This window comes from Nostoc sp. T09 (assembly GCF_002154695.1).
Taxonomy (GTDB): Bacteria; Cyanobacteriota; Cyanobacteriia; order Cyanobacteriales; family Nostocaceae; genus Aulosira.
Genome location: NZ_MTAV01000178.1, coordinates 1 through 20,727, shown reverse-complemented (window position 1 = coordinate 20,727; position 20,727 = coordinate 1). Strand labels below are relative to the sequence as shown.

At 42.3% G+C, this 20,727-nt stretch carries 16 protein-coding genes; 6 read left to right on the top strand and 10 right to left on the bottom strand.

The genetic code is table 11. The features are described from left to right. The first annotated feature begins 601 nt into the window (after positions 1-601). Complete coding sequence (locus BV372_RS29340) at positions 602-1,336, top strand: Crp/Fnr family transcriptional regulator (RefSeq protein WP_086690181.1); 735 nt, start codon at positions 602-604, stop codon at positions 1,334-1,336. 154 nt (positions 1,337-1,490) lie between these two features. Further along, on the top strand, positions 1,491-1,901 hold the full coding sequence (locus tag BV372_RS29335) for a response regulator (RefSeq protein ID WP_086690185.1): 411 nt from the start codon (positions 1,491-1,493) through the stop codon (positions 1,899-1,901). Between the two features lie 35 nt (positions 1,902-1,936). Here the strand turns inward: BV372_RS29335 and BV372_RS29330 are convergent, their stop codons facing one another. From BV372_RS29330 to BV372_RS29320, 3 genes are read right to left on the bottom strand one after another with little or no spacing between them, the layout of a single operon-like run. Then, positions 1,937-3,115, bottom strand: coding sequence for a hypothetical protein (locus BV372_RS29330; protein ID WP_086690179.1), 1,179 nt, complete (start codon positions 3,113-3,115; stop codon positions 1,937-1,939). Positions 3,116-3,131: 16 nt separating this feature from the next. Next, complete coding sequence (locus BV372_RS29325; protein ID WP_086690177.1) at positions 3,132-3,623, bottom strand: hypothetical protein; 492 nt, start codon at positions 3,621-3,623, stop codon at positions 3,132-3,134. After that, entirely contained in the window at positions 3,620-5,050 is a 1,431-nt protein-coding gene (locus BV372_RS29320; RefSeq protein ID WP_086690175.1) for a hypothetical protein, read from the bottom strand. The genes BV372_RS29325 and BV372_RS29320 overlap by 4 nt, the downstream gene beginning before the upstream one ends. A gap of 286 nt (positions 5,051-5,336) precedes the next feature. On the opposite strand from BV372_RS29320, the gene BV372_RS29315 reads away from it, so the two are divergent. Then, complete coding sequence (locus BV372_RS29315; protein WP_086690173.1) at positions 5,337-6,317, top strand: aldo/keto reductase; 981 nt, start codon at positions 5,337-5,339, stop codon at positions 6,315-6,317. 21 nt (positions 6,318-6,338) lie between these two features. Here BV372_RS29315 and BV372_RS29310 read toward each other — a convergent pair whose 3' ends face one another. The 5 genes from BV372_RS29310 to BV372_RS29290 form a co-directional block, all read right to left on the bottom strand. Beyond that, a complete protein-coding gene (locus BV372_RS29310) occupies positions 6,339-7,676 on the bottom strand; it encodes a YcjF family protein (protein ID WP_086690171.1) in 1,338 nt (445 codons plus the stop codon). Positions 7,677-7,813: 137 nt separating this feature from the next. Next, positions 7,814-8,146, bottom strand: a complete 333-nt coding sequence (locus BV372_RS29305; RefSeq protein WP_086690169.1) for a type II toxin-antitoxin system RelE/ParE family toxin — start codon at positions 8,144-8,146, stop codon at positions 7,814-7,816. Continuing rightward, complete coding sequence (locus BV372_RS29300) at positions 8,143-8,403, bottom strand: transcriptional regulator (RefSeq protein ID WP_086690167.1); 261 nt, start codon at positions 8,401-8,403, stop codon at positions 8,143-8,145. The genes BV372_RS29305 and BV372_RS29300 overlap by 4 nt, the downstream gene beginning before the upstream one ends. Before the next feature lie 274 nt (positions 8,404-8,677). Next, positions 8,678-11,287, bottom strand: coding sequence for a CHAT domain-containing protein (locus BV372_RS29295; protein ID WP_086690165.1), 2,610 nt, complete (start codon positions 11,285-11,287; stop codon positions 8,678-8,680). Positions 11,288-11,614: 327 nt separating this feature from the next. Then, positions 11,615-12,139, bottom strand: a complete 525-nt coding sequence (locus tag BV372_RS29290; RefSeq protein ID WP_256973531.1) for a late competence development ComFB family protein — start codon at positions 12,137-12,139, stop codon at positions 11,615-11,617. Between the two features lie 639 nt (positions 12,140-12,778). On the opposite strand from BV372_RS29290, the gene BV372_RS29285 reads away from it, so the two are divergent. Both BV372_RS29285 and BV372_RS29280 read left to right on the top strand, forming a co-directional pair. After that, entirely contained in the window at positions 12,779-13,522 is a 744-nt protein-coding gene (locus BV372_RS29285; RefSeq protein ID WP_086690161.1) for a DUF928 domain-containing protein, read from the top strand. 56 nt (positions 13,523-13,578) lie between these two features. Further along, positions 13,579-16,218: an EAL domain-containing protein gene (locus tag BV372_RS29280; protein WP_256973530.1), complete on the top strand. Its 2,640-nt coding sequence runs from the start codon at positions 13,579-13,581 to the stop codon at positions 16,216-16,218. Between the two features lie 282 nt (positions 16,219-16,500). Here the strand turns inward: BV372_RS29280 and BV372_RS29275 are convergent, their stop codons facing one another. Together BV372_RS29275 and BV372_RS29270 are read right to left on the bottom strand one after the other, a co-directional pair. Then, entirely contained in the window at positions 16,501-19,509 is a 3,009-nt protein-coding gene (locus tag BV372_RS29275) for a HEAT repeat domain-containing protein (protein WP_086690159.1), read from the bottom strand. 94 nt (positions 19,510-19,603) lie between these two features. Next, positions 19,604-20,092: a DUF1772 domain-containing protein gene (locus BV372_RS29270; RefSeq protein WP_086690157.1), complete on the bottom strand. Its 489-nt coding sequence runs from the start codon at positions 20,090-20,092 to the stop codon at positions 19,604-19,606. Positions 20,093-20,309: 217 nt separating this feature from the next. On the opposite strand from BV372_RS29270, the gene BV372_RS29265 reads away from it, so the two are divergent. After that, positions 20,310-20,727: class I SAM-dependent methyltransferase (locus tag BV372_RS29265; protein ID WP_143845372.1), on the top strand; the 418-nt coding region annotated here is incomplete at its 3' end.

Sequence of the window (20,727 nt, the reverse complement as noted above, 5' to 3'; positions counted from 1 at the left end):
ACAACCTAAAGCTAGACGACGAAACCAAGCGTTAGGTTGAATTTTAAGACTTGTGTGTACACCGTAGCCTTTTTAAGGGGGGTTGGGGGGATCTCAAAATACTAAAACGTTAACCGAACCGTATTGCCCAAACTTCTAGCCTGAGGGGCTATTTGCCGAAAGTGGATGCACCCGAGTGAAGTTGCGATCGCATATACATAACTTTGATACAAATCTAGTTTTTTAGCTGAGTTTAAGTTTGATAGTTACAATAAACTGTGATTTTATAAACAATTATTTTTTACATTTAAATTAGCTTTAGTAAAAAGAATCATTAAATTATTAATAGTATTTCTCTCACATTTTTTGTATTTATAATTATATTTCTTATGATTGATAAATTATTAAGTAAGGTATAATTAAAACTAAAGCTATGGCTAAGAAAGTAAAAAATCAATTATAGAGGTACAATATACTGTGTCTTTGAGTGGGCGATTTACTCAAGTTACATAAATAATTTTGCTTTAGAAAATATATCTCTTGACATTAAGAAAAGATACTTAATTTTCTTTTTGTGCCTTTAGTGAACTTTTCTACAGGCAATAAATTAAGGAGGCTCCTAATGTCAGTAGATAATACCTTAACACGTTCAAAAAATCAGCTAATTGCAGCTTTGCCTGCCGCAGAATATGAACGTCTTGTGCCTCATTTGCAGATAGTTCGGCTCTCAAATCAACAAGTTATTTACGAAATAGCAGAACCGATCGCATACGCTTATTTCCCTGACCAGGCAATAATTTCTCTACTTACCATGATGAATGATGGTTCTACAGTAGAAGTGGCTTTAGTGGGTCATGAAGGTATGGCTGGCATTCCGATAATTTTGGGAGACAATATTTCATCCATAAGAGCTATTGTGCAAGTCTCAGGTTATGGTGTGCGGATAAATGCAGATGTGCTCAAAACCGAATTTGCTCGGGGTGGATCTCTGCAAAGACTCCTGCTGCGCTACGTACAAGCTGTAATTACCGAACTAGCCCAAGGAACAGCCTGCAATCGGCGTCATAGATTGGAGAAGCGGTTGGCCTGCTGGCTGCTGAAAGTTTCTGACCGTATAGGATCTCAAGAGTTTCCACTAACTCAAGAATTTATTGCTGAAATGCTGGGTGTACGCCGTTCTGGTGTTACTGTCGCTGCTGGTATCCTTAGCCAATCAGGAATAATCAGCTACCACCGCGGTCACATTACTATCTTGGATAGAAAGGCTTTGGAAGCCACATCCTGCGAGTGTTACCAGACAGTGAAAGCCGAATTTACTCGGTTATTGGGCGATTTGGCTGTGTGCACGCATAGATAAATATGTTTTTATTTGTATGTGCGAAATAGGACAGACATCTACTTCTGAGTGCGTTTAACTTTAATATGAGTATGTATTAAATTCCTGTTCAGATGAGCAGTGCATTTGGATGTAATTGCTACTCCTATTTTAAACTTTCACTATGGTCGAAATCATGTTTAACAAACCCATTTCATTTAAGGGACTACGCTTACTTGTTGTTGATGATGACCTTGATACAAGAAAGCTACTCACCATCCTGTTTGAATTGGATGGGGCTGAGGTTATAGCAGCCACTTCAGCGAGCGAAGCTCTAGAAATAATCTCATGCTTCCAACCAGATGTTTTAATAAGCGACATTTGCCTACCAGACGAAGATGGCTATTCTCTGCTGCGGAAAATCAAAAAACTTGACTTAGAGCAAGCTAGAACAACCCCAGCGATCGCACTCAGCGCCTATATTATGGATGAGGATCGGAAATATGCGCTTTCAGCAGGTTATCAAAAGTATCTGCACAAGCCGATTAACTTAGATGAATTAGCTAAGGCAGTTAGTGATTTAGTTCAACTCCAGCAGTATGCATGAAAAAGCACAAAAGGAAATAAGCAATGCCCAATGATTCATTTTTTAGCCTTTTTCCTTGCCGCATCTCGTACTTGTTGATTCATTAAATAGCCAAAGCCAGATGTCTCCAACCGCAGCACAAACTCTTCACGGGTGTTACCAAGCGCCTTAGCTGTAGCATCCAGGTTCCAGTGATACAAATCTAGCTGACTGAGTAAATAAACTCGACGGGTTTGGGCGGCTGATAGGCGATAAGTTTTCAGATACTCCAGTTCTCCATTTTCCCGAACGATCGCTTCCCCAATATGATTTTCTTCTTTGGGAAGCAGGTTAGTGATAAATCTTTGCAGGACAAATGGGCCAGCAGTGTAAACTCTCTGAGAACGCAGCTGGCGCTGCAACAGTCCTTCTGCCATGAATCCTTGAAAAGATGCCCAATCGAATCGCATTTTAGCGATCGCACTTCTCAAATCTGCCAAACTCTTAATTTTAGACTCATCTACAGCTACATCCATTGGAAAAGTCGTGTCGAACATCAGACTGTACTCGTAAATCAACTCGCCGTAGAAGTCCTCTAGTAAACTGGTGTGCAAAGCCCGATAGTCTTCTGGGGTAGGAACCACAAAAGCCGATGCTAAATTTTCGGCAACAAATACCAACACTCCAACCTGTCTAGGATGAATCTCAAATACTCGCAAAGCGTCTTCTAATCCAGCAATATAACGTCCACTGACAGACATTTCAAAGCGCGAACCCAATCCGTGAGAAAGGGCATACTTAGAATACTCACTCCAAGCAATATCCGGGCCTGAGAAAAACAGCGAAAGAAAACCTTCCATTGCCAAGTGTAGAGGAAGAAATCTCAATTGATTCTTGGATTCGCGCTTGGCCATACGATGCATCAACCGCACGCTTGCACAACCACAATCCAAACGCTTACCGTCAGGCTTTAGCATCTGTCCGCCAAATGTGGCTATGGGGCTACCATCCTCACTCCAGGAAATTACTAAACCGTGGGGCACATAGGAGTAATATTTCATCCCTGCTTCCGCGGTTTTCCCTTCTAAGGAAACAATAGTTATATCTTCGTTATAAGAACGTCGCACTAAACGTAAATCTCCCCGCACCTGATGCCGTAGTAGCGGTACAATGCGGACTGCGCCTCGTATTTGGGAAGGTGCAATTTCTAAACCTTTTAAGGATATATCTGTTAATAACTTCTGTTTGCTTGCCATATTTAAGAATCAGAATTTATATCGAGTAGCTAGTAAAGTTTGTACTGTTACGCCGTAGGCTAACGCACCTTGGATTGTTGACGGTGCGTTGCGCTACGCGACAACACACGCTACTAGAGACAAAAGAACCACTTTTACCCTCTTCTTTGCGCCTTTGTGTCTTTGCGTGAGACAAAAAAGATGTAGTTGTTCTGCTCAAAAGCGCAACTTCCGACTTCAAAGGCGCAACTTCCGACTTCAAAGGCGCAACTTTCCGCTTCAAAGGTGCAACTTCCAGCCTCAAAGGCTCAACTTCCGGCCTCAAAGGCGCAACTTCCGACATCAAAGGCGCAACTTCCGACATCAAAGGTGCAACTCCCGACATCAAAGGCGCAACTTCCGACCTCAAAGGCTCAACTCCCGACATCAAAGGCGCAACTTCCGACCTCAAAGGCTCAACTTCCGACCTCAAAGGCTCAACTTCCGACTTCAAAGGCTCAACTTCCGACCTCAAAGGCTTACCTTTCATGTTTCCATCAACATTTGTTGCACTCGTTCAGCCAAATATGCTTCTAATTCAGACAAAGGTGCAGAACCATCAGCAAAGCGCGCAAAGCCTAGCATGGTTGGTAAATCTTCTGCATCTCTCAATCCCACTGTAGGGATCGTTGGGCTGAGGTTACGCAAAGAAAAATCTTCAGAATTAAACACAGGATTGCAATGAATGATCGAAGTCCGTCGCCAAGGATCTAACTTAGTACGAAATACTCGCAATACTTCTGCTGCACCTTTGGGCGGATAGTTTTCGCAACCATCAGAGACAATCACAACCAAATCTGCACCAGAACCCAAAGCTGCTAACAATGGTGTTGCTAAGTCAGTTTGTCCGTGGGGACGTACTTGCAAAGCGTCTTCTACGGGTATTGTCCAAAAAGGACGATATTCCTTTGATGCTGCTTGCAATAAGTAGTGTGTAGCCAAAGCTACGCCCAAAGGACGACGGCGCTTTTCACTCGACCCAAAACTGGAGTAGCTACAATCTAAAACTGCTGCAACTTTTCCGAGTTTTAAAGGTGCTTTTTTTAGCACGAAACGCGCCGATCGCTCTAAAGCTTGATTAAAAATCTCCCTTTGCTGTTGTCTAGTTTCCAATGGCAATGACAGGATATACAATGCCAACTTAGTTAAAGGTAAGCGTCCTAAATCTAAATCGATTTCCACCTTCTCAGTACGTTCCGCTGCACCTTGCAAACGCAACTTTTCACCCACAGTCATCTGCTGTTGAATTCGGGTTAAAAACACATCGCGCTTAATATTGTGCTTAGTTGCCAATCCTTCGGCAACGGTAAAAGGTAGATTGTAAATCGCTTCTGCACTATAGTGTGCTTGGCGAAATTTCTCAAATAATTCAGTTGTGTAAACCTTTTGTTTCCAGTTACGGAAGAGAAAAGTACCCAATTCACCTTGAAGTTTGAGGTGCGCATGAGCTGCGATCGCCCGCACCTTGGGACGATACTTCACCGCATCAAAACTCATATCACGCCGTTGCTGTAAATAGTCACGTGCGATCGCCCGACTGCGGCGGTTGTTAATTCGTCGGTGACGCAACTGCTGCAACACACCCCAAGCGCGTTGTGGTGGCAAAGCATTGAGCGCATGGGCAATTAATGCACCTTCCTCTGCCTTATTTTCTGGCAGTGTATTCTTCCCCGTTGCCAACAGCTTCAGAATAATTTGCGCTTGGTTGAAATGGTTAATCCCTGCTGCCAAGGAACGAGCATAAAGCAAGCGGTAATTACCGAGAATATAATCATGCAAAAAGTCTATTGATACTCGCTGACCATAAGCATCATCATAAAACTCACGCTGTCCAGTACAGGCAAGACAAGCATTGATAAACATGACTAAATCTTCTCGCGCCACCTGTTCAACGCGGTTGGGAGAGTTAGCAGTCATAAGAAAAAAGTAAAAAAATATACAAATAATTATCTTTATTTTTAGCTTGGAGCATCGGATTAGACAAAATTTAGGATTTAATTGTTGAGCGATCGCTTAAATATCTTCAAAATAGGTCGATATGTGAAGAAGGCAGATGGCAGTAGGGCTTTGTAATACAAATGTAGCACGCGGTGTTTTCAAAGAGCTACACCCCAATCATTTTTCCCTGACCATCCCAACAGCTAAGGATAGTGCCCAATTGCCTGATAATGAACTTTGAGAAACCTTGTTTTCAGGGATAAATATGCAGATTAGCCAGGAACTATCGCTCCCAACTATGGGCTGTGGAACTTGGGCATGGGGAAACCAGCTGCTCTGGGGATACGATCAAAGCATGGATGATGAGTTGCAAGCCGTGTTTAACCTTTGTGTTAGCAACGGTGTGACTTTATTTGATACGGGTGATTCTTACGGCACTGGCAGATTGAAGGGACGCAGTGAGATACTTCTAGGAAAATTTTCTCGAGAATATCAAGGTATCAACACAGAAAAAATTTGCATTGCCACTAAGCTAGCTGCTTACCCCTGGAGATGGACAAGCCAATCAATGCTACAAGCTGGCAAAGCTTCTGCCCAACGCTTGGGAAGAAATATAGACTTAGTGCAAATGCATTGGTCTACGGCAAACTATGCTCCTTGGCAAGAGGAGAGGCTTTTGGATGGACTGGCTGACCTTTATGAGCAAGGATTAGTCAAGGCTGTAGGATTATCCAATTACGGCCCTAAACGTCTCCAACGTGTGCATAAAAAGTTTAGCGAACGAGGTGTGGCGATCGCGACTTTGCAAGTTCAATATTCTCTGCTCTCTACATATCCTGTTACCCAACTAGGACTTAAAGACGTTTGCGATCGCCTGGGGATTAAACTTATTGCCTATAGTCCTTTGGGATTGGGGCTGTTGACAGGAAAATATTCAAAGACAGGGCCTTATCCCAAAGGCATTCGTGGTTTGTTGTTTAGGCAGCTATTGCCAGGTATCGACCCGCTTTTAGGCTGTTTACGAGAGGTCGCACAATCTAGGAATAAAACTATGTCGCAGGTAGCAATTAACTGGTGCATCAGTAAAGGAACTATTCCCATCCCTGGCGCGAAGACTGTGAAACAGGCACAAGAGAATATTGGCGCTTTGAGTTGGCAGTTGGATTCTGGCGAGATAGCAGCACTCGATCAAGCTGCTAATAATTTAGATAAAAAAATGGTACAGAATATCTTTCAGACTAAGTGAAATCTCGTTGATAAAAATTGCTTAACGCTTAATTCCCTTAAACCGTTCTTGTGCTGCTTTGAAAGCCTCTTGCATCACAGACTGAATCTTTTTCGGGTCGGGTTTCTTACCACCCATCAAGTCACCAAAGTATACACAGGCTGTTTCACCAAGCGACCAGGTGTAAGCAGCTGCCCAAGATGCAGCAATCACGCTACCAAAACCAGGGACAAATTTGATTAGCTCCCGTGCGATCGCCTGAGCTAGAAAACCACCTGCGATCGCACTCACAACTCCACCTGCTTGCGATGGTGTCAAAGTCTGCCCATACAAGTTGCCCAACGCAGTTACCATAGATACTTGCAAAGCAGTTAGCACTGGCATGGTGGCAAATGGCAATGGTACAGCTGCAACTGTAGCTGCCATGATCGCAAAGGGCAAAATGTAACGGCGTCCTGTATCTCTGTAGAGGTTGCCAAGTTGCTTACCAGTTTCCTCTCGATCCAACAATTGATAAATTGCCCGAGCCTCGGCTTCTGGAAGTAGTTCGGCTAAGTTGTCTCGAAATGCTTCTAAGCCATAAAATACTGGAGTATAGCCATCTTCTTCTAAAGTGAAGTCGATGAGAACAGAGCGATCGCATAATCGAGCAAAATCCTCCTGAATCGCGTCAAAGGCTCGATTAACTTCTTCATAATCTGGCGGGTAAGCCGGATGATCGGCTGTACCTGGAGGATACGCCTCATGCAAACAAGTAACTACCAGCAAGCAGGGAATATCCGGATACTGCTGACGCAAATCCTCAGCAATTTGACGCAATGTGTCAGTGGCAAAATCGTTAATTTTAACAGTCAAAATCAAAACTCTGGCGCTGCGAGTTGATTGTTCTAAATCTCCAACCAACTCCTTAATAATTGTCTGAGTATCCTGCTTGACATCTCCTAATCCCACCGTATCCGTAAAAATCAGCAAAGGCAGGTCATCAGAAGGATAGGCGTAGCGCTCGGTATGTTGCGTGTGAGGGCGAAATCCTTGACCAACAATCTCAGCAGAAACTCCTGTTAATCCCCGCACAATCGAACTTTTACCAGCTTGGGGTTTACCAATTAACAGGGCTTCAGTAGTTGGCAATTCTGCTCGAACTGTCTCTAAAATCTCTGCAATCTGAGTTTCGCTGACACTAAACCATTTAACAATCGTCTGTGCTACTTGGTCTACGGGTAATAATTGCACTAGGCGAGGTGTTGCCTTGTGCCAAACATCAGCAATCCGATTTTGCCAAGAATCATCAGCAGGTTTCACCTTGGGCAGAGTTTCCGACTCCAAGCGATCGCCTTGAGATTCACTTGATAATGAATCAGCATCACGTTGCTCAGTCATTGGTATCAAAACGGCAGATAGATGCCACACTAAATCCTGTCTATTATTTTAGGATGCACTGCCATTAGTTGCTATTTGTCCGTAGTTATATTTGCCATAGAACCATTGGTATGCGGATGGGAGGTTCTGATTTTGGGTTAAAATTCTTCTTCTAATTCGCTAAGTACATCTGCTAAATCTCTTGCTCCATGAAATACCCGCAAGATTTCAATGGTAGTATCTTGAATACGATAGAAAATTAGATAATCCTTAAAATCTTTGATGCGCCATTGTCTGATTTCACCCAATCTTGACACCACAAACTGCGTTAATTTTCCCATACCAGGGGTTTTTACCAACTGTTCAAAAGTCACTTCCGCAGCATTTAAAAATTTAACAGCTACATCAGCATTACCATTGACCAATATATAATTTGCCAACTGTCGCAAATCTTGCGTTGCCCGATCTTTGACAATTAACCGAAAGTTCATGCGTCGTTCGGGTTCCCCATACTGTTTTGACCTAAAACCGTAGAACGCAAATTTTGCCAATATTCCGGCGTTACTTCCTGTCCTTGAGAATCAATACCTTCGAGTAAAAGAGCTTCCAACTTTGCTTGTGCCTTGCGTTTTTGGTCTTGCTGCACTAAATCTAAAAAATATTCGCTAATGCTGTTATAGGCACCTGTCATTACTTGTGCCTCAAGATAAACGCGCACCTCATCAGGTATATCAATGTTGATATTCATCGGGCTTCAAGCATAACTAATGGCTACTATTTTAACGTGAATTCGACAAACCTCTCCTACCTCTCCTAAAAGGCTACGGTGTATACATAAGTCCTGTCTACATGGGTTTCAATTCTTCTAGACCCTTTAAATTGTCATTGCGAGCGAAGCGTAGACACGAAGCGGCTTCCTGTAGGGTAGCAATTGCAAGAGTGCTGGGATTGCTTCACTTCAGTTCGTTCCCGCAATGATATATCATCAGTAATTAATTTAGCAGAGATGATATGATTTCTCCTTAAAGCCAGTTCCCAACTAAAATATAGGGTGCCCAATAAACTGGATGCTCATATTGCGGATCTTTTAAAAGAGCTATTTGGGCACGGCGTAAAGCTTCTGCTTTAGTTTGTTGGGTGCTGCTTAAGTTCTTGTAAAAATAACGCATCAAATTGGCTGTGGCCTCATCATTGACAGACCATAGAGTTGCTAAAGTGCTATTAGCTCCTGCTCTAACAGCTATTCCAGCTAAACCTAAAGCAGCACGTTTATCGCCTGTTGCAGTTTCACAAGCACTAAGAACCAACAGTTCGACTGTTTGTCGCTTTTTTTGTTCGGGTATCTGTAGTAAATTATCTAATTCATTAATCCTGATTCGTTCATCCCAGGCCAAAATAAATGTTTCCATTGCCTTCGAGCTAAACTTGCCGTGGGTGGCAATGTGGACAATGGGGAAAAAAGAAGATTTCAGGTAATCTTTGAGATTGTTGCTGGTGAATTCCTGATTTAAAAGCACCGTACTGGATACTTCCGATTTGATTTCCTTTAGTTCCGCTTCCACATAATCTAAAGGAGAAAAGCCCTGTCGTGCTTCAGTTAAGCCAGCACTCAGTACTTTAAAGTTTCGCTGTTGCAACCGTTTAGGAGGTAGTAACTGTAGACTTGGTGTTAAAGCGATACTGTATTTTTCAATCAAATATTGATTTCCGTCGTGCAGTGCTGCAATAGGAATATTTCGGAATACACCATCTGGTATAAACACTAAGGTTTTAATGCCACTTGTCGCTAACTCGGTTTCTACTGGACGAATCAGCAAGTCATATACTTGTTGAGATAACGTTAGAAAGTTTTGTTTGGAGCGAATGACTAAATTTTTGCGTAGTTTCTCTATAAGGCTTTCTAGCTGATTCTCTGGCAAAACAGTAGCATAATGGCGTAGCGGTTGTTGCGGCAAGCTGAGAATTACTTCTAATCGATCTGCCAAGATGATGGGATAGATCACTGCTGCCAAAGGATCTAACTGATCGATCTGAGTATATTTTTTATCTAAACAAGCTTCGCGGAGAAAATCATCCAGTTCTGCTAATTGTAAAGACTCAATAACTTGACGGGCTTGGGTGAGAGATTTTTGGCTAGGTTGTGAGTTGTCAGGTTTGAGAAGCAAACTGACTAGTTCCCGGTAGACGGGTTCTACACTATCTCGAAAACTAAATTGAATGTCTGGATCGATCGCAACCAGATCGGTACGCAAAGATTGTAGAGTATTTACAGCTTGAGTATAGGCTGCGATCGCTCCTTGCATATCTCCCTGTACTTTCAAAAGTCGCCCTAACTGCCATTGCCAACGATAGGCAATTTCTGGTGTATTAATAGCTTGAGCAAGTACAAGCGCTTGCTGAGTCAGTTCTTGGGCAATTTTCCACTGCTGATTTTGCTCGTAAAGCCTGCCAAGTTTACCCAGTGCATAAGCTTCTGCTTGCTGATCTCCCAAAGTTTTTGCTTGTTGCAGGTTATTCGCCACTAATTGGGCAATACTTGTCGTAGTGGGAGCATCGGGAAGATTAGCTTGTTGGAGGCGAATCAGACTTTGGGCTAAGTTAAGTTGGGCATAAATCGCCCCACGACTAGAAGGTAAATTAGCTAGTTGAGGTTGAATTTGACTCCATATTGTCTGAGCCGATGTCCATTGTTGGCGATCGAGTAAAATGCTCAGTTGATTCAATTGCGATCGCATTTTCAAAATTCGGGAGGGTGCAATAGCTGTAGCTTGTTGATAAAAAGCTAAAGCCGATTCGGAATCTTGGTTTGCACGAGATACATTTCCCAAATCGATCAATGCTGCACTAATATCTAGTGGAGATTGTAACTTTTGCGCGATCGCCAAGCTTTGTTGCAAAACCTGCTTTGCTTGTTCTAAATTTCCCACTAAGCGCAGGCTAGAACCCAAACTGCGTAAGCCAGCAGTTTTAATTGCAGAATCAGGTTGTTTCTGGAGGATTTGGTTTACCTGAGTCAGAGTAGATAAGGCTCGACGGTATAATCCTAAGGACTTCAAAGCCTGAGATTGGTTAATCAGACTGCGAATTACCCCTATCTGACTCTCTGCTTTAGTATAGGTAGCAGTTGCTTGTTGCCAAGTTGCTAGCGCTGCTTCCGATTTGCCAGTAGCTAACTCTAGACTTCCTTGAGTGTTCAAGGTTTGAGCCAAGACAGTTAATTCTGTTGGCGTGCTGCTACCTTTTGCGGGTAATAATTTTAGACTGGCAGAAATTGCTTGAGAAGCTTCCAACCACTGTCCTAGTTGTTGATAACTCAATGAAATATTATTCAGGACTCTAGCTTGGTTGAGCCGATTTTCTTGTGACTGATAAATTTGTAAAGCCTGTTGCCAGATTTTGATTGCTGCCAAAAACTGCCCAGCCTCGTAGTATTGTCTACCCTGCTGCTCTTGCTGTGCTGTATTGGATAATTCCTCAACCATCAATGGCGGTGAAGAATCATGGGCAGCAACAGAAACTAATGTTCCTACTAAGGGAAACAGGCTAAAAAGTAGCCCCAACAATATCCCCAGTAGAAATACTATTAAACGAATGTGTATTCGCTTTAAATATCTTCGGAGATTAATATGCATAAATATAAGTTGAGGGCAAATAACTACTCTGGGGAGTGACTATATCAGCCTGTGCCTTCAATAAGACATCATTTTGTAAGAGCGCAATCAAATTGGCAATCTAGGAAATCACATATCTTTTGTTATGTTGATATGAATAGGCAGCAGGAGAGAATAAATTGTAGCTAGAATTTTAGATAATTAATATGAACAAAAATTCTAGATAATTCCGATCATTATTTCAAAATTGGTTTAGCATTCACTATGACAATCCGCCATGAAGATATTTACCGGAGTAACTTTATGGCAATGATATCAAACTGCCTACAAATCCTCTCCTGAATCCTATTACCCTCTTTGATTGTGTGGATGTTTTTCCCAGTCAAAGATTTCATGCTCTGGAGTACCAGACTTGCGCCAGGTTATCCTTCCCCGCAAAGTATCGAGCAATGTTTGCTCAATCACATTAGGTAAGTTTTCCCAAGACAAATCTGCATCTTGAAGCAAGATTTTAAGTTCTTGTAAAGCAGCTAGGGCTGCATTTTCATCCTGAAAATCAAGAAAATCTTCTGCGCGTAGAGGATCTTGTTGTACAGCTATAATTGCCTGCCTTACAGCCGTGGCAACTTTCTGATGAAACTCGGTTTTCCCACGATGTAATTGCCGCTGCCAACCTCTTTTGCTAGTCGCATACAAGGCAGGAAGACGATTTAATGCGTAGGCAGTTACCTCAGATGGGTTGATGTATTTGGCAGTTTTAGTGGGTAAGGATTGGATCTGCAACTCCACCTCTTTAACAACTAGCACTTCCATCACATTGCGAGAGTTTTTTAAGAATGCATGTCGTTTGGATGGCTGATTTGCAGAATCCACTGAAGAATCATCAAAGAAACTCCTCATAGAACAAGATAATTGGAACTAATGCTTATGGCTCTATATTGCCCGTTGTTTGCATTTAGCTAACAGGTTGGCTTGCCTTTTTTCTAAAGCTGGAAATATTCTCACCAGCTAGATTCACCTCTAATGTTTGCCAAAGCACCACCCTTGTGCAAGACTCTTGGGAGAAATCTACAAAAACTTTATATTTTGTAGCTCTAGAAGTATTTTTGAATTGTCGGATTAGTCCGTATCTTCCATCCCATTCCAGCTACTACAGTGTACACACATCTCTCAAAGTTCCTCATACTTCTAGCCTGAGGACAGTAGGATTTATATTTAAACCGTAGATGCATCCTCTGGGAACAAAATTACGCAGGCTTACATCTTGAAAGTTGGAAGATATAAATTTTATCAGTGTATCTGCGGAAAATGCGCGAATTTCAGCTAGTAACTATCACAATCAGAGTAGTATAGTTTTAGTTATACAGTGCGAATTTCAGTAATTTAGCTGAAAATCTGTCCCTTTTAAAAATATGATGAATTAAGTTAATTAAATGCACTATTGAACTAATAATTGGGGTATTTATTGAATATGGAAAACTCTAGATTTAAAAATTCAATCTATACTCAGTTATGCTAGATAAAATTTTGCAGAATAAGGCGTTTATCGCTATCTGTTTAACATCTCTATTGGCATTTTCATGGACAGTTCCTCAGCAAGTTCTGGCGTCTGAAGATAAGCCAAGAGAGGGTTTACCGGGACGAAGAATTGGAGGTGGAACACGTGGAGAGTGTTTTAGTACTGTTGGACGCTTAATGGCATTAGTACCAGAAACTAATTTAGGATTCACCAAAAAAGCCTATCCCAACTTTTTGTTCTATTTACCCCAAACCTCAGCACCAGCAATGGTGGAGTTTGTCTTACAAGATGAGAGTCATAATTCAGTTTATGAGACAACTTTCACCAAAACCAATTCTGGAGGAGTTATAAATTTTAGCTTGCCTGGTTCTACATCCTTACCTCCTCTTGCTATTGGTAAGAAATACAATTGGTATGTGTCAATGATTTGCGATCCTGAAAATAGAGCAAATGACATTGTAGTGAATGGGTGGATTCAAAGAGTAGAACTAAACTCGAACCTGACGAAACAGCTAGAGCAGACATCACCTTTCGAGCGTGTTAACCTATATGCCAAAGCAGGACTTTGGCAAGATGCACTAGGCACACTAGCAGAACTTAGAACAACTAAACCTAATGATTTTAGGCTTGCTGCTAATTGGACACAGCTATTAAAGTCAGAAAAATTAGATGCGATCGCAAAAGAGCCATTTTTGAATATCAAAATCCAACAAAGCCCTGAATTGCCTATAAAGTAGGTTCACCGCGATCGCAATAATTTTTTACTCTGACACCAAAGTAGAGAACATCTTTTTTGCGAGACCATCCACAACCTAGATATCAGTTTTTAATAATTCAAAAAAGTCCACTCTATGAATCTCATGTTTTTGTGATTGCTAAATATTCCCAAAAGTTCTGGTCATCAGTATACTTAGCGACTCAGCACGGTCAGCGTCAAATCAATCTATCCTTTACCAAACTGAGTTTGAGGCAATCAGTTATTATCGCTAGTATTCTCATTACAGGGCTGGTAATGGGTATGAGACAACTTGGCTGGTTGCAGTTCCTAGAATTGGTCGCCTTTGACCAAATGGTGCGCCTCCAACCTGATGCTGGCCCTAACCCAAGACTATTGGTAGTCACAATCACAGAAGCTGATATTAAAAAACAGTGGCCCATTAGCGATCAAACTCTGTCTCAAGTACTAGCAAACTTGCAACAGGCCATGCCCAAAGCTATTGGTTTAGACCTCTATCGCAATCTTCCCCAACCTCCAGGTCATGAAGCACTGATCGAGCAACTTCACTCCCCCAATGTTGTTACCATTACTAAACTTGCTGATCCTGATGGAGAAGGAGTCTCCCCCATTCCTGGACTACCAGCAGAACAAATCGGCTTCAACGACCTTGTGGTTGATCCAGATGGAGTTTTACGTCGAAATTGGATGTATGCCCAAGAAGGGAAGGACAAGTTCTACTCTTTCTCTTTACAGTTGAGCCTCACCTACCTTGGAAAGTCGAGAGATGATCTAAAAGTTAAGTCAAATGCACTGTTATTAGGTAACACTGTATTCCCCGCTTTAAGTGCTGATGCGGGAGGGTATCAAAATATTGATAATGCAGGCTATCAGGTGATGATTTCCTACCGTTCACCTGAAAAAGTAGCGCGACAAGTGTCATTAACACAAGTGCTGCGAGGTCAGTTTGACCCTAATTGGGTGAAAGACAAGGTAGTGCTAATTGGTACAACTGCCCCTAGCTTAAAGGATCTGTTCTTTACTCCTTACAGTGCAAATAAAACTACAAACCCAGGTACGCCAGGAGTGCTGCTTCATGCTCAACTTGTTAGCCAAATCTTGAACACAACCTTAGATCGACAATCAATATTTTGGTTCTGGCCGGAATGGGCAGAGTTTCTCTGGGTGTGGACATGGGCTTTGATTGGAGGTCTACTTGCATGGCGACTTCGCCATCCGCTTTTACTAGGAGTAGCTGGAGCAATCGCTGCAGGATGTCTATTTAGTATTTGCTTTAGTATATTTACACAAGCGGGGTGGATACCTTTAATAGCACCAACCCTAGCCTTGGCGATCGCAGCTGGAACTGTTCTAGGCTATAAGCTATTACACCATACATTGCGCGATGCCCTAACCGATCTCCCCAATCGCAGTCTGTTTTTGAAACAGTTAGAATGGGTAATCGCTGACACGAAACTTCACAAAAAATCACGATTTGCCCTGCTATTTTTGGGTATTGACCGCTTCAAGGTGATTAATGAGGGTTTTGGACACCAATTTGGCGATCTGTTCTTATTCAATGTCAGTCAAAGATTAAAAGCTTGCCTAGGAAACAGAGGGATACTAGCGCGGGTTGGAGGAGATGAGTTCGCTATATTGCTGAAAAATATTACTGATAGTAGCGAAGTAACTTTTGTAGCCGACCAGCTACAAAAGGAAATGTCCTTACCTTTCAAGAACAATGGACAAGAGATATTTACCAGTATCAGCATTGGTATAGCCTTCAATCAAACTGAACTCGACTATCAACCAATAGCTTTGCTGCGAGATGCCCACACAGCTATGTATCGCGCTAAAGACTTGGGTAAAGGGCGTCATGAAGTCTTTGCCACAGGTATGCATACCCAAGTTGTCAAGCGGTTTCAGTTGGAGATAGACCTGCATCGAGCCATTGAACAGCAGGAATTTTTTCTCTGTTATCAAGCAATTGTGTGCTTAAAAACAAGCAAAATTGTTGGTTTTGAAGCACTTGTGAGATGGCAACATCCTCAGCATGGATTTGTCTCACCAGCAGAATTTATTCCAGTTACAGAAGAAACGGGACTGATTATTCCTTTAGGTAAATGGATTTTAAAAGAAGCTTGTCATCAGTTGTCTGTTTGGCAAGCTCAATTTCCTGCCGATCCTCCACTCATGATGAGTATTAACCTATCTGGACATCAGCTATCTGAAGTTAATTTGGTGGAGTATATTCAGCAGATTTTAAAGGAAACAGGAATAAATGGACAAAGTTTAAAATTAGAAATTACTGAATCTGTAGCAATGAATGATGTTGAAGCTGCAATTAGCATCCTGCTACAACTAAGAACTTTAAATCTACAGCTAAGTATTGATGATTTTGGTACAGGATACTCCTCCTTAAGTTATTTACACCGTTTTCCTGTCAACACATTGAAGGTAGATCGCTCTTTTGTCAGCCGAATGGAAGAAACAGACGAAGATGCTGCGATCGTTCAAACAATTATTATGCTCAGTCACGCATTGGGAATGAATGTAGTTGCAGAAGGTGTAGAAACAGCTGCACAGCAAGCTAAATTGCAAGTTTTGGGTTGTGAGTATGGGCAAGGCTATTTCTTTTCTAAGCCTCTAGACAGCAAAAGTGCAACCGCATTACTGGATAGCAAATTTACAAAAAGTTTGAAAGAGGAAGCAGCTTAGTGTATGGTGGGTTCGATGAACCTCTCCCCAACCCCTCTCCGAGGCGGAGAGGGGCACACAATTTCTTATTTTGGGCAGCAAATCAAATTTGTCACAACAGAAACATCAGCTTTTTAAGGCTCTCAGAGTTGCTTTTAGATGTTTGGAGAGGGGTTCTTTGAATACATCGAACTCAGGTTAACTGTAAGGTGGGCAATGCCCACCCTACTTGTAATTCAAAAATAAAATACTTCCTTCCTGTTGCCTGTTTCTATGGGTAAATTCACAACTCAAATGGGAGTGCTAGATTGAAGAATGCCAAACTTGATAAAAGTCTAAATAATCCATATTTTCTGCACAGTGCCAAATCAGTTTATAACAGTCTCGGCATTGTTCTAATTCATTATCAGAAAATTTATCAAAACAGCAGTTCTTCAAAGATATAACTACTTCTGGAAACTGTTCATTGAGCAGAATTTCTTTTAAGTTATCTGCTGTACGCTTGCGAAGGTTTAGACTTTGGGTTGACTTGATTAACTGCAATAAGGTGGTGAACGCTACTAAATTTCCTGGCTCAATCTGTGCCAATTTATAAGCCTTGCGTCTTTTGGTATCTTCATCTTCTGATGAGGCGATACCTCGAATTAATTCTGCAATTTTGGTGTTGATAGAGTAATAAGTTGATGGAGTAGATTGTTCTTTTCCGCTACTTCTTCTATTCTTGGGAAATTCTGATGAAAGAGAAGTAATTTTGGAACTGCTTTGTATCTTCCTATAAAAGTGAGATTCATCACCATAAAGCGTGACTAAATTCTCTAATGCTTGTCGCTTTTGGGATGAATCAATTGCAGATTCAGCGATTTTCTTGAGTGTTGAGATAGCAATCGCATTGTTGGCATCGATTTTTCCTAAACTATAAGCGGCTTTGCGACGGGTAAATTCATTCTTGGTAGACTCGATAATTTCAATCAAGGCGGCGATCGCAATTTTGTTACCAGGATCAACTCTGCCTAAACTATATGCCGCCTGCCAGCGAATTGATTCATAGCGGAGAGTGTTGGCGAGTTGTTCTAATGCGGCGATCGCAATTTTATTGCCAGGATCGAAGATTTTTCCCAAGCTGTAAGCAGCATTCCAAGTGTCGAACTCGTTTTGGGTAGATTTGATGAATTGTTCCAAAGCAGCGATCGCTTTTGGGCGATCGGTTTTTAATAATGCTACACGCGCACACTCAACAATTGGTGGTGGATATCTCCACGGCTTTTGGTCTTTATTTTGGCCTTTCAACTCGCAATAGCCAAAACGCCACTCTACTAATTGTTGGACAATTTCATCAGCTTTTTGGCAATCTGCAAATTCGGCAATTCCTTGTGCAGCTAGAAAATAAGCTTGATAGCGATAATATCCCCCACAGTCGTCAGGAAACTCAATTAATGCTTGGATAAATTCTTCCTTATGCACCTGTGGAATATCATCCCGGCCTAGCCACAACAAAATTACTTCTCGCCACTGGGGTGCAAAGATGCGGTAACTAGGAGTATCTAATGTATGGTTTAAGAAAAAATGCCAATCGCTAACAGCTTGTGCTGCAAAATATTCTTGAAACGTGGGATGGTAAAAAGCATAAACTTTTTCCCCTTGAGTTTCTGATATACCTACCTGATTGAGCCAACCTAACTGTAGTGCCAATTGAAATAAGCCATCGTCAGGAGGACCCAAAACCTGGCACACAAAGCGGTGTCTCAAACGGAACTTGGTTTTTTCTTGGGCTATGGCTAACAATGCTAATTCTCCCAGCCCCCGATTTAACTGCTGTCGCTGAACTGAAGTTGTAGGAAAGCGATCTTGTTTCCACTCGTAAATTGACTCTACAAACTGTTCATACAGCATTGCTTTGGTGTTGGGCAAACTTCCCTGAGCCAGTCCCCAAGTACGGCACAATAGAGCCAATCGCAGAGGATTCTTCACCGCATCCTTCAACCGTCGCCGTTCCGGTTGATCTAACTCTGCTTGCAAACTCTCTCCACAAGCGAGGTTATCTTGAAACCACCGCCGAATAAACTCTCCAACTTGGTTATATGAAGCTTGGGAACGAAAGGAAAATTCTTCGCCATAACTAAAGTTTAGGTTGCGATAGGTGTTAAAACATTGCAGGGCATTTTTACCCCCATCCCAAACATTCAGCCGACAGGTCAAAATTATCCTCGCATCTGCTACCCAACCTGTAAGATAACTGGCAATTTTGGTTAAGGCTTGACTAGATTCCAGAGCCATTTCATCCACTGCATCTAAAAGCAACCAAACCCGTCCTTGATTAAACTGTTCGCAGAATGCTTCCTCGATTTCTGCTGGAACATGCAGCTTGCGAAAAGCTGTAGGTAGCCAATCTTGAATTAGGTACTGCTCCAAAGTCTTACCTTGTAAGTCTGCCAAAGAAATCCAGATGGGCAAATCTTCAGTACGATCTAAAACCCATGCCGCAATCTTTTGCAGCAAAGTCGTTTTTCCGGCTCCTGGTTCTCCTAAAATCGCAATGCGCTGGCTGTGTCTTTGCCCTAGTAGTTGTTGGAGAAATTCCTCATGGTTGAATGTCTGAGTAATTTCCGCCTCTTCTGGTTCGTATAACCGCGAACCTTCTTGCGGAATTACATCACCGCGTTGGCGCAGGCGTTGTTTGCGTTCCACCAATCCTAAAGGTACATAAACCTGATCCAGTTCAAAACTGACACCATCAGCACTGGTGAGAGGATTGGTAGTTAACCGTTGATGATTTTGCGCTTTTAAAGCATTACAGCAAAGCTTTTGCCAATCAGGTTGTGATAACAAGGAAAATGAAGAAGAACTTTCTCCTCCTTGTCCCCTTGTCCCCGCATCCTCCCCCGCTATCTGTTTCGACTTCTCCGGACGGCGATGTTCCCACTCAATATCAAATTTTTGTAAGTTGGCTTCTGTATCTTGGCGTTTATGCCATAGCTTGAGAGTAAAATGCCAAGTTTCCGAACCACCGCGAGATGGGCGATTATCTTCGAGAATTTCTAAGAAATCTGCAAACCGCTTTAAGGCTTCTTTGATTTGTTCGGCGCTTAATTGCTCTTCCCCTGACGCCAAATTTGTCAATGCTTGCAAAAACCGTACTTTCGTCCTCACAACTAGGCGATTTTCAGACAGCCAACGAGTTTGGATTTGCGGACGCAGTGCATCTAAAGTTGCTTCATCCCTACAGGCGATCGCATCATTAGCATAAGCTAACAATACCTCTAATAAGCGCCGCGATCGCTTTTTTGCTTCTGGGCCATAACTCGGTCTTGCCATCGCTGTAGTTATCGGACTGGAACAAAGTTCGCTTAATTATCCAAGTTTAGCAACTTCCTCTAGTTGTCTCAGTTACATTTTAAGATTGCACCGCTCAATAGCAGAGCGCGATGGTGAGTGATGCAGCTGCCGCAAGCGCCGCTGCCGTCCGAATATGGTTCCAGGTCGTCCAGTTGGCAATGTAGCTAGCCCATAGATTTGCGCCGTCAATGCTGCCCGGCTCGACCCTCGCCAGCGCTTCGTTCAGCGGCACATTGAACACGATTGTCACGCCTATTGTGCCGATGATATAGAGTAGGCTGCCAAGTAGCAAGTAGACAGTACCAGGTTGATGCCACCTTGACGCTGAGAAGACAACCAGAAGGATGCAAGCCGCAGCCGTTCCGAACAGCACCGTCATAAACAATGGATTGATCACCGTGATATTGATTGATTGCATGGCGGCAGCGCCCTGCTTTGGCTCAAGACGGGCAAGGGCGTTCATCACGAAAGAAGAGAATGCGAAGAAGACTCCAGCCACTAGCCCGCAACCCAGTGCTGAGAAAAGCTTTAATGCAAAAAATAACTGATCAAGAGTTGCCATAAAGCCTCCTGCATATTACTGCTCAACGCCTTGTTAGCGCATTGTGTCATTGTATATTTATGCGCTGTAATTAACGTGAGTTCGGTTTCGTTTGGCATAAATCATCGATGCAGCACAAGAGTTCTTCTAGACTAAGCATGGAGTAAGCAAAAGAGGAAAATTTAGCACTTTCGGCCTATCGGATCTGCCCTTTTCTTTTCCTAAACTTATATTATTTATGATCTATAAACAGGAAGTTATCGATTTCTACAACGCTAGGACGAATTATGATAATGATGCCACTTTCAATCGCGCAATCGCACTTTTTGACTACGCAACTCCATTTCCTGGGCAATGGGTTTTAGATGTTGCAACGGGAACGGGAAATATTGCGATCAAAGCCGCTAAGATAGTCGGCACAAGTGGTTCTGTGATTGGAATTGATATTGCAACAGAATTACTCAAGATTACTCAGCAGAAAATTCAAGCCGAAAACTTATCTAATATTCAGTTAATTGAAGTCGATGCTGAAGCTTATCAGCCTGAATCGAATGATTTTGACGCGATCTATTGTTCTTACGCGATCGTACTTTTCCCCAACATTCCTAAGGTTCTCGAAAATTGGTATCGTTTTCTCAAATCTGGCGGATTCATCG

What these genes read in the sequence shown, in the direction of transcription:
- BV372_RS29340 (WP_086690181.1), top strand. Translation starts at nt 602, where the DNA reads ATGTCAGTAGATAATACCTTAACACGTTCAAAAAATCAGCTAATTGCA.
- BV372_RS29335 (WP_086690185.1), top strand. Translation starts at nt 1,491, where the DNA reads ATGTTTAACAAACCCATTTCATTTAAGGGACTACGCTTACTTGTTGTT.
- BV372_RS29330 (WP_086690179.1), bottom strand. Translation starts at nt 3,115, where the DNA reads ATGGCAAGCAAACAGAAGTTATTAACAGATATATCCTTAAAAGGTTTA.
- BV372_RS29325 (WP_086690177.1), bottom strand. Translation starts at nt 3,623, where the DNA reads ATGAAAGGTAAGCCTTTGAGGTCGGAAGTTGAGCCTTTGAAGTCGGAA.
- BV372_RS29320 (WP_086690175.1), bottom strand. Translation starts at nt 5,050, where the DNA reads ATGACTGCTAACTCTCCCAACCGCGTTGAACAGGTGGCGCGAGAAGAT.
- BV372_RS29315 (WP_086690173.1), top strand. Translation starts at nt 5,337, where the DNA reads ATGCAGATTAGCCAGGAACTATCGCTCCCAACTATGGGCTGTGGAACT.
- BV372_RS29310 (WP_086690171.1), bottom strand. Translation starts at nt 7,676, where the DNA reads ATGACTGAGCAACGTGATGCTGATTCATTATCAAGTGAATCTCAAGGC.
- BV372_RS29305 (WP_086690169.1), bottom strand. Translation starts at nt 8,146, where the DNA reads ATGAACTTTCGGTTAATTGTCAAAGATCGGGCAACGCAAGATTTGCGA.
- BV372_RS29300 (WP_086690167.1), bottom strand. Translation starts at nt 8,403, where the DNA reads ATGAATATCAACATTGATATACCTGATGAGGTGCGCGTTTATCTTGAG.
- BV372_RS29295 (WP_086690165.1), bottom strand. Translation starts at nt 11,287, where the DNA reads ATGCATATTAATCTCCGAAGATATTTAAAGCGAATACACATTCGTTTA.
- BV372_RS29285 (WP_086690161.1), top strand. Translation starts at nt 12,779, where the DNA reads ATGCTAGATAAAATTTTGCAGAATAAGGCGTTTATCGCTATCTGTTTA.
- BV372_RS29275 (WP_086690159.1), bottom strand. Translation starts at nt 19,509, where the DNA reads ATGGCAAGACCGAGTTATGGCCCAGAAGCAAAAAAGCGATCGCGGCGC.
- BV372_RS29270 (WP_086690157.1), bottom strand. Translation starts at nt 20,092, where the DNA reads ATGGCAACTCTTGATCAGTTATTTTTTGCATTAAAGCTTTTCTCAGCA.